This window comes from Rahnella variigena, from assembly GCF_003610915.1.
Lineage (GTDB): Bacteria > Pseudomonadota > Gammaproteobacteria > Enterobacterales > Enterobacteriaceae > Rahnella > Rahnella variigena.
In genome coordinates this window covers 1,117,985-1,131,436 of record NZ_NSDJ01000001.1, presented here as the reverse complement: position 1 = coordinate 1,131,436, position 13,452 = coordinate 1,117,985, and the positions used below count along the sequence as shown (strand labels likewise).

Below are 13,452 nucleotides of genomic sequence, written 5' to 3'. Positions count from 1 at the left end.
TCAGCGCAGGTCGCTGAAAGTCTGCAATCTCCCTTTCCGGCAGACTTCTCTCAGCCATTACCTTTTTGAGTGAGAGAAACCCATGAACGCTTTGCTTTATATTCTGGTGATAATTATCTGGGGCACCACCTGGTTTGCCATCTATCTGCAACAAGGCGACGTGCCGGTGACGGTGTCGATTTTCTACCGTTTCCTGCTGGCCGCTGTGATCATGCTGTTGGCTTTGCTGGCAACGCGCCGGTTGCGCCGCCTGGCGCTGAAAGATCATCTGTTCTGCATGATTCAGGGCTGCTGTGTTTTTTGCTTCAATTTTTACTGCTTCTATCACGCAGCGGCTTACATCTCCAGCGGGCTGGAGTCGGTGATCTTCTCAATGGCCGTGTTATTTAATGCCTTCAACGGCATGCTGTTTTTCCGCCAGAAGCTGGCACCGGCAGTAATTCCGGCCTCCATTCTCGGGCTGGCGGGCATTATCACGCTGTTCTGGCATGATCTCAGCGCCGCGCATATCGCGCCGGAACTGCTTAAAGGCATCGGCCTCAGCCTGCTCGGCACTTATGGATTCTCACTCGGCAACATGATCAGCTCACGCCATCAGCGCCACGGGCTGGACGTACTTTCCACCAATACTTACGCGATGTTTTACGGCACCGCGGTGATGGGCGTACTGAGTCTGATACAAGGCGCGTCATTCGCCATCGACCTGACACCGCACTATCTCGGCTCGCTGGTCTATCTTTCGGTGTTTGGCTCAGTGCTGGCCTTCGGCATTTACTTCACGCTGGTCGGGCGCATCGGTGCCAGTCAGGCGGCCTACAGCACCCTGCTGTTCCCGCTGGTCGCACTGACAGTGTCCACGTTTTATGAAGGTTATCAGTGGCACGCCAATGCAGTTATCGGGCTGGCGCTTATCCTGCTGGGCAATCTGGTGATGTTCTGTCGCCCGGCCTGGCTGGGGGTGTTCAGGAAGGCGGCGGCGTAATTTGATATCAGGCCAGTAAGCTCTCACCGCCAATCAGCGGAATAATCCGGGCAAGCACATCGTTAAACACGCCATCTTCGGCAACAGCGATAAACTTAGCCTGCCGGTGCCGCCAGCCCATCGTATGGATCAACGTGGTGGCAACGACGCAAGGTGCGCTCAGGTTGTTGACCGGCACCTCGGTCGGTGCGCCGCGGATGCTGCTGCTCACCGGCATACAAATCACCAGACCGGTAACCTGATTATAGGTTTCATGAGACAGGATCAGCGCCGGTCGATATTTGCCTATTTCCTTTCCTTTGGTGGGCTCGAAATCCAGCCAGCAAATATCCCCGCGCTTCGGTAAATACATTAGTAATCAAGCTCCTTGTCAGTCGGTTCTGCCAATTCATCAGCATGAGCATTATACGCGCTCAGCCCCGATAACAAGCTGGCCTCCGTGACCTTTTGCCTATCGGCTTTCCGAATTTGCAGCCCTTCTTCAGAAATCTCGATATCAACGACATCGCCTTCCTCAAATTGTGGAATTGACTTCAAATTTCCTGACAGCCTTAACGCGATGCTGTTACCCCATTTCTGTAATGTGGCCCGGGTGCGCATGTTCATTTCTCCACCGTTGTATCTACAAAGAGTATACAACCAAAAGCCCGTCGCAGTATTACTGATACGGGCTTTTGCGAGCTGCATTCCGGTTTTTTATCTTTCTGCGTTAATCGGGAGTGTTAAATAATCCCGCCATTCGCCTTCAGCGTCTGGCCGTTAACCCATGCGCCATCGGGACCGGCGAGGAAGGCGACGACGGAGGCAATATCTTCCGGCTGGCCGAGGCGCTCAAGCGGTGAGGTTTTGGCGATGGTTTCCACCAGCTGATCCGATTTGCCGTTGAGGAATAAATCCGTTGCCGTCGGGCCGGGCGCCACGGTGTTGACGGTTATCTGGCGTCCGCGCATTTCTTTGGTGAGCACGCGGCTCAGCGCTTCGACAGCCGCTTTGGTCGCGGCATACACGCCGTACGTCGGCTGATATAACCCAACCACGGTCGATGAGAAATTGATGATTCGCCCGCCGTCGTGCAGATGTTTCGCCGCTTCACGCAGCGTGTTAAAAGTGCCTTTCAGGTTAATGTCGATAAGGCGATCGAACGCTGCATCGTCTGTGTCGGCAATGGCGGAAAGCGTCATGATCCCCGCGTTATTCACCAGCACATCAACACCACCAAACGCCTGTTCCGCGCTGGCAAACATCCGGCTGACCGCCGCAGCGTCGCTGACATCCGCCTGCGCGCTGATAGCTTTTCCGCCTGCCTGTTCGATTTTACTGACCACCGCGTCAGCTTCTGCCGCACCGCGTGAATAGTTAACAATCACGGTAAAACCGTCCTGCGCCAGACGTTCTGCGATCGCCGCGCCAATACCACGGGATGCGCCGGTGACCAGCGCGACTTTCTGTTTAGATGAAGTCATGAGGTGTTTCCTTTTTCAGTGATTCGGAGTCGTCGTCGATGAAGAAAGCGTAGCCGATTGACGCTGCCGGATAATTCCCTGATATTCGTTAACACTATCCGGAAAAGGCGAACAATCAGCATGGATAAACTCGACAGCATGCAGCTGTTCACCCGCGTGGTGGAATTGCGCAGTTTTACGCAGGCCGCGCAAGCGCTAAACCTCAAGCGCTCGACGGTGACCGATGCGATAAAGCAGCTGGAAACGCGGCTGAACATCCGGCTTTTGCAACGTACCACCCGTCACGTCAGCCCGACGCTGGATGGCGAAGCCTATTACCAGCGCTGTCTGCGTATTCTGGCGGATGTGGAAGATGCCGAAATGGCCTTTGCCGGTGCCCAGCCGAAAGGGTTATTGCGGGTGGATGTCCACGGTTCGTTGGCGCGACATTTTCTGCTGCCGGGACTGCCGGATTTTCTGGCGCAGTATCCCGACATTGAGTTTTACATGAGCGAAGGCGACCGGCTGGTGGATCTGGTGCGCGAAGGGATTGATTGCGTGATCCGCGCCGGTGAGCTGAAAGACAGCGATATGGTGGCGCGCCCGCTCGGTACGCTGCCGGAAATTACCTGCGCCAGCCCGGACTATCTGCAACGTTTTGGCATACCGGAAACCCCGGACGATCTCGCTGGTCACCGGATGATTGGTTTTCGTTCCAGTGCGACCGGCGGCCTGTTGCCATTGGTGTTTCAGGACCAAGGCAAAACGCGTGAAATCCTGCTGCCGACCAGTTTGTCGGTCAACGGCGCGGAAAGCATGAAAGAAGCGGCACGGCGCGGAATGGGGATTATTCAGGTGCCGCATTACGGCCTGCTGGAAGATCTCGCGCAGGGAAGTCTGGTGCAGATCCTGACTAATTTTCCGGCCGGTACGTTACCGGTTTCCCTGCTTTACCCGCGTAACCGCCAGCTTTCGCCACGGGTGCGGGTGTTTATCGACTGGATGGTGAAAGAATTTGCGCGGCGCGATCCGCATCTGACATGATAGTTTTTCTGCTCAGAAAGCCTGACGTCATAACGTTAACGATTGGGAGATGCCGATGACCACATCTGCTGTATTGCTGCATATCGGCAGCGAAGAGACGCAAGTTATCGTCCGTAGTGATGATAACCAAGAGAAAAGTTTGCTCCTGACACTGGGCTCACAACTGACATCCGTCGGATATTTCCGCCATTCTCCGCCGACACCGGATGAAATGGAAACCGCCATTATGGTGGTCGAGGACGAAGTGGTCCGTATCCGGCATGACATTCCGCCGGGCGCCAAACTGTTCAGCACAGACAACGATATCCGTGCGCTGGCCCGCATTGCCGGTGAAGCAGAAAACGAAGTCATGACCTTATCCCTCGACGCCGTTGAACGCACTTTCGACCGGCTGGCGCTGGTGATTAATGGCCGTCCTGCGCATTTCGAAGGCATCCCGGACGGCAATGATTTCGCCGCCACGCTGCTTATTTTGCGCGAATTTATGCATCATCTGCAATTTGATGAAATCGTGGTGAAAGGGACGAAGTTTGAGATACCCAGGTAAGCATTAAAGCGAAAAGAACAGCCCCGGATGGGGCTGCTTTGCATCATTTACATCACTTCAGCTATACGAACGAAGAACCATTTTTCAGCTGGGCAGGATCAGATTCCATCAGTACCATCCCGCTGAGATCAGGCAGGGTCTGATGATTCAGGTAATCCTGGAACGACATGCGCGGGGCATTATTTTCCCAGGCGGATTGCAGCTTGCCGAGCAGGTCAGTGGTCTTCGACACAGATTCCGGTGTGGTGGTGTCGGACTCCAGGGTGCCTTTCATATATTTCTGAATATGCGTTAAGTGGCTGGCCGACTGATCGACCGACGCACTCACCAGCGCCCCTTTGTGATACTGCACGGAGGTGGTGCTTTCTGACTTATCATCAATCTGATAGTACAGGTAATTCTGCGAATTCCGGTCGCTGGTCAGGTTCAGCTGTAAACCCGGCGTCAGCGACTGATGGTAACTGGCGACCAGATGCGACTGCTGCTTCTGGGTGATGTTGCGATCCTGCGTACCCGTACCGGTGATGCTGCTGGTTTGAGAAACCTGATAAGAGAACGTATCGGTTTCGTCCGGGCGCATCGGATTGGTGGTATCGACCGGCGTCTGTGAGATGGACGCCGTGAAATCCGCCAGCCCCGTCATCATGTTTTTATCGGTTTTGGTCAGCGAGAAATACACCGGCTCTGAGCCACGGGTTTTGTATGTCGTCGCCGTATCGCCGTAATTGCTGTTCAGGGCGGTAAAAGCATCTTTGAACATGGCCATCAGCGATTCATCGGCATTGCCGCGATTACCTGCGCTGTTGATTTGCTTCAGATAACTGTTCAGCGCTTGTTTCTGCTGGCTGTCGGTGCCCAGCAGTGCGCGTTGACTCATGTCCACGCTGATATCTACCGTGCCAGCCACACCGGTCGATTTGACTGAGCGCGTATTCGCATCAGCATGAAAATCCAGCGTCTGGGTATTGGTGGTGCCCAACGTGGCGTGTAAATCCACCGACGACAGCACCGAGGTATCGAATTTTGTCAGGCCGCTCAGATCCAGCTTCGGCGGCTGCGCCGTCAGGCCATCAATCGCTTTCTGAAAACCTTCTGCAAGACCGGCCAGCGCTTTGCGATCGGCATCGCTGAGCGTGCCTTTGCTGACATTCACCTGCACGCCGAGACCGTCATCATCGCTGCCCAGCGTGATATCCACCAGCGCGCCGCTGGCGGTTTTAATGCTCAGGCTTATCTGGTTATCGGCTTTAGTATGAAGCTGGGTTTGGGCGGCGACGTTGGCCGCAGAACTGGCTGACTGAGCGGAAGTCTGCTTCATCACCGACTGGGAATAACTGCTGCTGTCGGTAGTAAATCGTTCAAGCAGCGCCGCACCGAGTCCGGTAAAACGCGCCGCATTGCCAGCGTTGCTAAAATTGGATGCGAGCTTTGAAGACATCAGATCACTGGAAGAACGTTCCCAGACCAGAGCCGGTTTGGTGATGTTGTATACCGGCGACGCAGATTCCGTCTGGCCGATCATCACTGCGGAGGATTGCGTCGCTGAAGCCTGCTGCTGACTGGCTGCAGTAGTGACTGCCGTCAGTGATTTTGTTGACGTAACCAGCGTATTAAGCGTCTGATTACCTGTCGCAGAGATAACTGTCATCCTGATGAGTCCCTATGTTTTTGCGTCAAAGCGCCAGTGGATACCTTGATCCTTCTGATGCTATTTTCGGCAAAAACACAGGAAACTTTAAGGATGTGTAAAAAGTTATTTCCTGCCAGTCACCGCGCTATTCCAGTGGGCCGCCCAGAATGGTTTCACACATTCCCGAAAGAATGCGTTCACCGGTTTCAGTTTTCAAATCCTCATACCATTGTTCGGTCACGGCCATTTCTTTGCCGTGAGTGACATCGCAGCGTTTACGCGCTTTCAGAACCAGATCCTTCACGCGATATGCGCGTTTTTCCTGATAACGCAGCAATGCGTCTTCAATGCCTAATGAATTGGTTTGCAGCATATTCGCTAGTACGACTGCGTCTTCCATCGCCGCACAACCACCCTGCCCGATATCCGGCGTGGTGCTGTGACCGGAATCGCCGAGCAGCGCAATACGGCCTTTGACCAGTTGCATAAAGGGTTCGATATCGTGGATTTCGACGCGGTTAGTGGTTTCAGGATTGATCTGGCTGATCAGCTTCTGCACCGGTTCCGCCCAGCCCGCAAAGTAGCCCTGCAAATCCTCGCGCACGGTGGTGCGATCCTGCGGCAAACCTTTCGGCAGCGGCACATCAAAGAAGAAATAAAAACGGTTGCCGCTCACCGGCATCAGCGAAACGCGTTTACCTTCGCCGACAAACGTCGTCCATTGATCGGCAGGCGCGATGCTTTCGTCGATTTCCACCAGGCCGTTCCAGTTGACGTAACCGGCGTAGCGGCGCTCCGTCGCATAGCCCAGAACATGCTGGCGGATAACAGAATGGGTGCCGTCGGCGGCAATCAGTAAATCACCGGTCGCAGACGTGCCGTCGTCAAACCAGGCGGTCACGCTGTCGGCGGATCCTTCAACATGCGTCACGCGCTTGCCAAACTGCACCTGATCGCGGCCATACGTCTCGAGCAGCATCGACTGAAGTTCCGCACGCGCCACCGGATACGGCTGCTCGCCGACGCTCTGGATCAGCGGATCCATACTGAAACGCGTCATGGTCTGACCCTGCTGATATTCTTTGTACGCCATAAAACGCATGTTGCCGCCAAGTTCGCGCAGCGCATCTTTCATGCCGAGATAATTCAGGCACTTCACGCCGTTAGGCCAGATGGAGATCGCCGCGCCGACCGGTTTGATCTCTTTCACTGCCTCGTATACCGCCGTTTCGATACCAAAACGCTTCAGCGCAATCGCCGCACACACACCGCCAATACCGCCACCAATCACGATCGCTTTCATATTTTCTCCCCTGAGTCTCTTTAGGGAAAAGCAATTTCTGTACCAGAAAGACGATTTACCGCCAAAGCCTTGTAGTCAATCTTAAGTGAAATCAACCACTGCCAAAGCGTGAACGGAATGCGCTAAAACGAGGCGCACTTTTGGAGCAAACGTGCCGCAACCAGCATGCAATGAACCAGTCTGGTGCGCACGGGCGAAGGTTGGTAATCTGGATGGTATTGATATTTTGAATACATAAAACATAAGTATTTATAAAATGAATCGCTATCCGATGTTCAGCCCGCAGCAGTTGCTTAGTTTTGTCGCCGTTTGCGAAACCGGTAGTTTTACCCGTGCTGCCGACCGCGTTTATCTCTCGCAATCCACCGTCAGCCAGCAAATCCGCCGGCTGGAAGAGGCGCTGGGCAAGCCGCTGCTGGAACGCACTTCACATCAGGTTAAGCTCACCGAAGAAGGCGAACGGTTGCTGGGTTATGCGCGGCGGATTATCGCGCTGAACGGTGAAGCGCACGACGCGCTGAGTGACCAGTGGCCGGACGGCGTGGTGCGTCTTGGCGTGCCGGAAGATTTTGCCGCCGCCACCACATCGTTGCTGGCCCAGTTCAGCCGCGCCCATCCGCATATCCGCCTCGATGTGACCAGCGGCCTGAGCCACGAACTTCGCCGCACCTGGCAGCAGGAGATGCTGGATATTATTCTGGTGAAACAACTCTCCGGCGAGAAAGCCAATGCCTCGCGCCCCGAGCCGATGCAGTGGCTCGACAGCGCCGCGTTTCCGGCGTTTGAACGGGATCCGATCCCGCTGGTGCTGTTTCCGCTCAACGGGTTATACCGCGAAGAACTGTGTCAGGCGCTGGATACTCTCGGACGCAGCTGGCGCATCAGTTACAGCAGCGCCAGCCTCGCGGCGCTGGTCGCCGCAAGTGCCGCCGGACTGGGCGTCACCTTATTGCCTGCCAGTTGCCGCCTGCCGGAACACCGGATTTTAGACACCGAAAGCGGCTTGCCGCCGGTGAATAACGTCGAACTCGCGCTGTTTTATCGCCCCGACGCAACACCGGCACAAATCGCACTGGCCGGAAAATTAAAAGATTTTTGTCAGCTCAGTTAGCCATTACGTTTCCCACTGACAGGCAGTGGGAAAAATCGCAGCCGGAACCGGCGATATCTTTTAGGGTGAAAGGGAAACAGCATCCTCCCGCATCATGATTAAGGAATTCGACGTGCAAAATCCTCAGCAACAAAGCCGCAGAAACTTTCTCTCTCATAGCGCCAAAATCACCGCCACCGGCGCATTGCTCACCGCAGGAATGTCCTCCGGAATCGCATCGGCCGCGCCGTTTAAAGCGGGCGCGCTGGACGAAAAATGTGACGATGTCATCCAGATCAACGCGATTTCTGCACCGCATTACCAGCTGCGCAATGTGCGGCTGGAAGAGGGTTTTGAGCGCGAAGGCGATATCGTTGTCGCCACCCAAACCGGGCTGTACAACCTGGAAATCAACAACGGCAAAATCGTGGCGATCCAGCCTGCAAAAGATGCCCCGGCCAGCACCTTGCCTGCATTTGATGCCAGAGGATTACTTCTGCTGCCCGCGACACGCGACATGCATATTCACCTCGACAAGACCTTCTACGGCGGCAAATGGCAAGCACCCCGCCCGCGTAAAGGCAAAACCATCATGGACATGATTGCCCGCGAACAGGTGCTGATCCCCCAACTGTTACCGACATCGGTGGAACACGCTGAAGCAATCATTGGCCTGCTGCATTCCAAAGGCACGACTGTTGCGCGCAGCCACTGCAATATCGACCCGGTCAGCGGCCTGAAAAGCCTTGAACATCTGAAGATAGCGCTGGAAAAACATCAACAGGATTTCAGTTGTGAAATCGTGGCGTTCCCGCAGCACGGTTTACTGCATTCAAAAGTCGATGGCCTGATGCGCGAAGCGATGCAAATGGGCGTGCAGTACGTCGGCGGGCTGGATCCGACCAACGTGGACGGCGCGATGGAAAAATCCCTCGACGCGATGTTCCAGATTGCGCTCGATACCAACAAGGGCGTGGATATTCATCTGCATGAAACCACGCCAGCAGGGATTGCGGCAGTGAAATACATGATTCAGACGGTGGAGAAAAACCCGCAGCTGAAAGGCAAAGTGACGCTCAGCCACGGTTTCGCACTGGCGATGATGCAGGGCGCAGAACTCGACGAGGTAATCAACGGGCTTGCCGAACAGCAGTTCACCGTCGCCTCCACCATTCCGCTCGGTAAACTGAACATGCCGCTGCCGCAGCTCAGCCAGAATGGCGTATTTGTTATGACCGGCACCGACAGTGTAATCGACCACTGGTCGCCGTTCGGTACCGGCAGCATGCTGGAAAAAGCCAGCCTCTACGCCCAGCTCTACGGCAACTCCGACGAATTTGGCCTGACGCGCTCCCTCGCTATCGCCACCGGCAACGTCCTGCCGCTCGACGACAGCGGCAAACGCCAGTGGCCTGCGGTGAACGATAACGCCGAAATGATCCTGGTCGACGCCAGCTGCTCCGCCGAAGCGGTCGCGCGGGTGTCGGAGGTGAAAGCGACATTCCATCAGGGCAGATTAGTGTTTGGAGCTGTTGGGAAAGTGTGAGGTATCAGAGATCCCTGAATACCGGATAGCAAAAAGCCCCTTTCGGGGCTTTTTGTTGTTCTGAACGTTGATGCCCGAAGGCAAACAATCAGAACGGGATATCGTCGTCGAAATCCATTGGTGGTTCGTTGTTCTGTGCTGGCGCGTTGTTTTGCGCAGCCGGACGAGCCTGCTGGCCGCCGCTGAACTGGTTGCCGCCTTGTGGCTGCTGAGGCTGACCCCAACCGCCTTGCTGGCCGCCTGCGGATGGCTGACCGCCACCTGCTGGTGCGCCGCCGCCGGCACGGCCGCCGAGCATCTGCATGGTGCCGCCCACGTTAACGACGACTTCGGTGGTGTATTTTTCAACGCCAGCCTGATCGGTCCATTTACGGGTTTGCAGTGCGCCTTCGATGTAGACCTGAGAACCTTTCTTCAGGTATTCGCCTGCGACTTCCGCTAATTTGCCGAACAACACCACACGGTGCCATTCCGTTTTTTCTTTCTGCTCGCCGGTGGCTTTGTCACGCCAGCTTTCAGACGTTGCCAGAGTGATGTTGGCAACCGCGCCGCCGTTAGGCATGTAGCGGACTTCCGGGTCTTGTCCCAGATTACCGACGAGAATAACTTTGTTTACGCCTCTGCTGGCCATGTGGATTCTCCTGATGATGTATGTCGTGGTTGAAACCACAATCCGAGGTGTGGAAGGTCACACTTTGCAGCATTATAACCATAAAACGATACCTTCGTACCATGGATGTCTGAGGATGCGGCATTCTTTCCAGATTGTTCAGCAAACATTCCATCGTTACATCGAGTACTGGATATACATTCAGGTTTTGGGGTGGCACAGATTGTGATTTGTGTCATAATTGCGCGTTACGTTCTTCTCTGTGCCCGATTCGATGGCTGGCGCGAAACAGGTTTTCACGGCGGTTACCGGCACGGTGAGCTATCAAGTTAATCCGGGAATGATGAATGGATAAGATCGAAGTTCGGGGCGCACGCACCCATAATCTCAAGAATATCAACCTGATTATTCCGCGCGACAAACTGATTGTTGTCACCGGCTTATCCGGTTCAGGCAAGTCCTCTCTGGCGTTCGATACGCTGTACGCCGAAGGCCAGCGCCGCTACGTCGAGTCGCTGTCTGCCTATGCACGCCAATTTTTATCCTTAATGGAAAAACCGGACGTCGACCATATTGAAGGTCTGTCTCCGGCGATTTCGATTGAGCAAAAATCAACGTCACACAACCCGCGTTCAACCGTCGGGACGATCACCGAAATCCACGACTACCTGCGTCTGCTGTTTGCCCGCGTGGGCGAGCCGCGCTGCCCGGATCATAATATTCCGCTGTCAGCCCAGACCGTCAGTCAGATGGTGGATAACGTCCTCGCGCAGCCGGAAGGCCAGCGCCTGATGCTGCTGGCGACCATTGTTAAAGACCGCAAAGGCGAGCACACCAAGACGCTGGAAAACCTGGCGTCGCAGGGCTATATCCGTGCACGTATCGACGGCGAAGTGTGTGATCTTTCCGATCCGCCGAAATTAGAATTGCAGAAAAAGCACACCATTGAAGTGGTCGTTGACCGCTTTAAAGTGCGCGAGGATCTGGCACAGCGTCTGGCGGAATCGTTTGAAACTGCGCTCGAGCTTTCCGGCGGTACCGCCGTGGTCGCCGATATGGATGACCCGAAAGCCGATGAGATGCTGTTCTCTGCCAACTTCGCCTGTCCGGTGTGCGGCTACAGTATGCGCGAACTGGAACCGCGTATGTTCTCGTTCAATAACCCGGCCGGTGCCTGTCCGACCTGTGACGGGCTGGGCGTGCAGCAATTCTTCGACCCGGAACGCGTGGTGCAAAACCCTGAGCTTTCACTGGCAGGTGGCGCAATTCGTGGCTGGGATCGCCGTAACTTCTATTACTTCCAGATGCTGCGCTCTCTTGGCGAGCATTATGATTTCGACGTGGAAGCGCCGTTTAACGAACTGAGCAGCGACGTAAAACACGCCATCCTGCACGGTTCCGGCAAAACTACGATTGAATTCAAATACATCAACGATCGCGGTGATACCTCTATCCGCCGCCATCCGTTTGAAGGTGTGCTGCACAATATGGAACGCCGTTATAAAGAAACGGAATCCAGCGCGGTACGTGAAGAACTGTCGAAATACATCAGCAACCGCCCGTGTACGTCCTGCCGTGGCACACGCCTGCGTGAAGAAGCACGTAACGTGTTCGTGGAAGAAACGACGTTGCCGGAAATCTCTGATTTCAGCATCGGTCATGCGATGGATTTCTTCCGTAATATGAAACTCAGCGGTCAGCGCGCCAAGATTGCTGAGAAAGTGCTGAAAGAGATTGGCGATCGCCTGAAATTCCTGGTGAACGTTGGTCTGAACTATCTCTCGCTGTCCCGTTCTGCGGAAACGCTGTCCGGCGGCGAAGCCCAGCGTATCCGTCTGGCGAGCCAGATTGGTGCCGGTCTGGTGGGCGTCATGTACGTGCTGGATGAGCCCTCTATCGGCCTGCATCAGCGCGATAACGAGCGTCTGCTGGAAACCCTGATCCACCTTCGCGACCTGGGTAATACCGTCATTGTGGTCGAGCACGACGAAGACGCGATCCGCGCCGCTGACCATATTATTGATATCGGTCCGGGTGCTGGCGTGCATGGCGGCGAAGTGGTGGCAGAAGGCACCGCTGAAGACATTATGGCGACCGAGAATTCACTGACCGGCCAGTTCCTGAGCGGCAAACGTGAAATCTCTGTACCGGCGCAGCGCGTTCCGGCGGATGCCACCAAAGTGCTGAAACTTTCCGGCGCCAAAGGCAACAACCTGAAAGACGTCACGCTGACGCTGCCGGTAGGCCTGTTTACCTGCATCACCGGCGTGTCCGGTTCGGGTAAATCGACGCTGATTAACGACACGCTGTTCCCGCTGGCACAGCGCGAACTGAATGGCGCGACAATTGCCGAAGCCGCACCTTATCGCGAAATCGAAGGTCTGGGGCATTTCGATAAAGTCATCGACATCGATCAGAGCCCAATTGGTCGTACGCCGCGTTCTAACCCGGCAACCTACACCGGCATTTTCACGCCGGTTCGCGAACTGTTTGCCGGTGTACCGGAATCACGTTCACGCGGTTATACGCCGGGACGTTTCAGTTTCAACGTCAAAGGTGGACGCTGCGAAGCCTGTCAGGGCGACGGCGTGATCAAAGTCGAAATGCACTTCCTGCCGGATATTTATGTGCCGTGCGATCAGTGCAAAGGCAAACGCTATAACCGCGAAACGCTGGAAATTAAATACAAAGGCAAGAGCATCCACGAAGTGCTGGAGATGACCATTGAAGAAGCGCGTGATTTCTTCGATGCCGTCCCTGCTCTTGCGCGTAAATTGCAGACGCTGATCGACGTCGGTCTGACCTACATCAGCCTCGGCCAGTCAGCAACCACGCTGTCCGGCGGTGAAGCGCAGCGCGTGAAACTGGCGCGTGAGCTGTCCAAACGCGGCACCGGTCAGACGTTGTATATTCTCGACGAACCGACCACGGGCCTGCACTTTGCCGACATTCAGCAACTGCTGGAAGTACTGCATCAGCTGCGCGATCAGGGCAACACCATCGTGGTGATTGAACACAATCTGGACGTGATTAAAACGGCGGACTGGATTGTCGATCTCGGGCCGGAAGGCGGTGCGGGCGGCGGACAGATTCTGGTCGCCGGTACGCCGGAAACCGTCGCGGAATGCAAAGAATCGCATACCGCGCGCTTCCTGAAACCGTTGCTGGAACGCCACAGCCAGCAGGCGAAGAAAAGCGCTTAATGATTTAGCTCCTCTCCTGCCCAGAGGTGATAGTGCCGATCAGCGCCCTCCCCTG

Annotated in this window: 12 protein-coding genes; 6 read left to right on the top strand and 6 right to left on the bottom strand. The window is 55.3% G+C overall.

The window, feature by feature from the left end; all coding sequences use genetic code 11:
• Window positions 1-82 precede the first annotated feature (82 nt).
• Window positions 83-982: a DMT family transporter gene (locus tag CKQ54_RS05230; protein ID WP_120162199.1), complete on the top strand. Its 900-nt coding sequence runs from the start codon at window positions 83-85 to the stop codon at window positions 980-982.
• Between the two features lie 7 nt (window positions 983-989).
• Here the strand turns inward: CKQ54_RS05230 and CKQ54_RS05225 are convergent, their stop codons facing one another.
• From CKQ54_RS05225 to CKQ54_RS05215, 3 genes are all read right to left on the bottom strand, one after another.
• A complete protein-coding gene (locus tag CKQ54_RS05225; protein ID WP_120162200.1) occupies window positions 990-1,334 on the bottom strand; it encodes a type II toxin-antitoxin system PemK/MazF family toxin in 345 nt (114 codons plus the stop codon).
• Window positions 1,334-1,588: an AbrB/MazE/SpoVT family DNA-binding domain-containing protein gene (locus CKQ54_RS05220; RefSeq protein WP_244220168.1), complete on the bottom strand. Its 255-nt coding sequence runs from the start codon at window positions 1,586-1,588 to the stop codon at window positions 1,334-1,336. Before CKQ54_RS05220 ends, CKQ54_RS05225 begins: the two co-directional genes overlap by 1 nt.
• Window positions 1,589-1,704: 116 nt before the next feature.
• Window positions 1,705-2,445, bottom strand: coding sequence for an SDR family oxidoreductase (locus tag CKQ54_RS05215; RefSeq protein ID WP_120162201.1), 741 nt, complete (start codon window positions 2,443-2,445; stop codon window positions 1,705-1,707).
• A gap of 120 nt (window positions 2,446-2,565) precedes the next feature.
• On the opposite strand from CKQ54_RS05215, the gene CKQ54_RS05210 reads away from it, so the two are divergent.
• Together CKQ54_RS05210 and CKQ54_RS05205 are read left to right on the top strand one after the other, a co-directional pair.
• Complete coding sequence (locus CKQ54_RS05210) at window positions 2,566-3,468, top strand: LysR family transcriptional regulator (protein ID WP_120162202.1); 903 nt, start codon at window positions 2,566-2,568, stop codon at window positions 3,466-3,468.
• Window positions 3,469-3,523: 55 nt separating this feature from the next.
• Entirely contained in the window at window positions 3,524-4,015 is a 492-nt protein-coding gene (locus tag CKQ54_RS05205) for a hypothetical protein (RefSeq protein ID WP_120162217.1), read from the top strand.
• A 61-nt stretch (window positions 4,016-4,076) separates the two neighbouring features.
• Here CKQ54_RS05205 and CKQ54_RS05200 read toward each other — a convergent pair whose 3' ends face one another.
• Both CKQ54_RS05200 and hpxO read right to left on the bottom strand, forming a co-directional pair.
• A complete protein-coding gene (locus CKQ54_RS05200) occupies window positions 4,077-5,663 on the bottom strand; it encodes a hypothetical protein (RefSeq protein WP_120162203.1) in 1,587 nt (528 codons plus the stop codon).
• A gap of 127 nt (window positions 5,664-5,790) precedes the next feature.
• On the bottom strand, window positions 5,791-6,948 hold the full coding sequence (hpxO, locus tag CKQ54_RS05195; protein ID WP_120162204.1) for an FAD-dependent urate hydroxylase HpxO: 1,158 nt from the start codon (window positions 6,946-6,948) through the stop codon (window positions 5,791-5,793).
• A 256-nt stretch (window positions 6,949-7,204) separates the two neighbouring features.
• On the opposite strand from hpxO, the gene CKQ54_RS05190 reads away from it, so the two are divergent.
• A complete protein-coding gene (locus CKQ54_RS05190) occupies window positions 7,205-8,059 on the top strand; it encodes a LysR family transcriptional regulator (RefSeq protein ID WP_120162205.1) in 855 nt (284 codons plus the stop codon).
• A gap of 94 nt (window positions 8,060-8,153) precedes the next feature.
• The gene (locus tag CKQ54_RS05185) at window positions 8,154-9,584 is read left to right on the top strand and encodes an amidohydrolase family protein (protein ID WP_120162206.1); all 1,431 of its coding nucleotides are present in this window, start codon (window positions 8,154-8,156) and stop codon (window positions 9,582-9,584) included.
• Window positions 9,585-9,672: 88 nt separating this feature from the next.
• On the opposite strand, the gene CKQ54_RS05180 is transcribed toward CKQ54_RS05185, so the two are convergent.
• Window positions 9,673-10,215 (bottom strand): single-stranded DNA-binding protein, encoded by a 543-nt coding sequence (locus CKQ54_RS05180; protein WP_095924349.1) that lies wholly within the window; start codon window positions 10,213-10,215, stop codon window positions 9,673-9,675.
• A 326-nt stretch (window positions 10,216-10,541) separates the two neighbouring features.
• Here CKQ54_RS05180 and uvrA point away from each other — a divergent pair, with 326 nt between their 5' ends.
• The gene (uvrA, locus tag CKQ54_RS05175; RefSeq protein WP_120162207.1) at window positions 10,542-13,397 is read left to right on the top strand and encodes an excinuclease ABC subunit UvrA; all 2,856 of its coding nucleotides are present in this window, start codon (window positions 10,542-10,544) and stop codon (window positions 13,395-13,397) included.
• Window positions 13,398-13,452 lie beyond the last annotated feature (55 nt).

What these genes read in the sequence shown, in the direction of transcription:
- CKQ54_RS05225 (WP_120162200.1), bottom strand. Translation starts at nt 1,334, where the DNA reads ATGTATTTACCGAAGCGCGGGGATATTTGCTGGCTGGATTTCGAGCCC.
- CKQ54_RS05180 (WP_095924349.1), bottom strand. Translation starts at nt 10,215, where the DNA reads ATGGCCAGCAGAGGCGTAAACAAAGTTATTCTCGTCGGTAATCTGGGA.
- CKQ54_RS05185 (WP_120162206.1), top strand. Translation starts at nt 8,154, where the DNA reads ATGATTAAGGAATTCGACGTGCAAAATCCTCAGCAACAAAGCCGCAGA.
- CKQ54_RS05205 (WP_120162217.1), top strand. Translation starts at nt 3,524, where the DNA reads ATGACCACATCTGCTGTATTGCTGCATATCGGCAGCGAAGAGACGCAA.
- hpxO (WP_120162204.1), bottom strand. Translation starts at nt 6,948, where the DNA reads ATGAAAGCGATCGTGATTGGTGGCGGTATTGGCGGTGTGTGTGCGGCG.
- CKQ54_RS05210 (WP_120162202.1), top strand. Translation starts at nt 2,566, where the DNA reads ATGGATAAACTCGACAGCATGCAGCTGTTCACCCGCGTGGTGGAATTG.
- CKQ54_RS05230 (WP_120162199.1), top strand. Translation starts at nt 83, where the DNA reads ATGAACGCTTTGCTTTATATTCTGGTGATAATTATCTGGGGCACCACC.
- CKQ54_RS05220 (WP_244220168.1), bottom strand. Translation starts at nt 1,588, where the DNA reads ATGAACATGCGCACCCGGGCCACATTACAGAAATGGGGTAACAGCATC.
- CKQ54_RS05215 (WP_120162201.1), bottom strand. Translation starts at nt 2,445, where the DNA reads ATGACTTCATCTAAACAGAAAGTCGCGCTGGTCACCGGCGCATCCCGT.
- uvrA (WP_120162207.1), top strand. Translation starts at nt 10,542, where the DNA reads ATGGATAAGATCGAAGTTCGGGGCGCACGCACCCATAATCTCAAGAAT.
- CKQ54_RS05200 (WP_120162203.1), bottom strand. Translation starts at nt 5,663, where the DNA reads ATGACAGTTATCTCTGCGACAGGTAATCAGACGCTTAATACGCTGGTT.
- CKQ54_RS05190 (WP_120162205.1), top strand. Translation starts at nt 7,205, where the DNA reads ATGAATCGCTATCCGATGTTCAGCCCGCAGCAGTTGCTTAGTTTTGTC.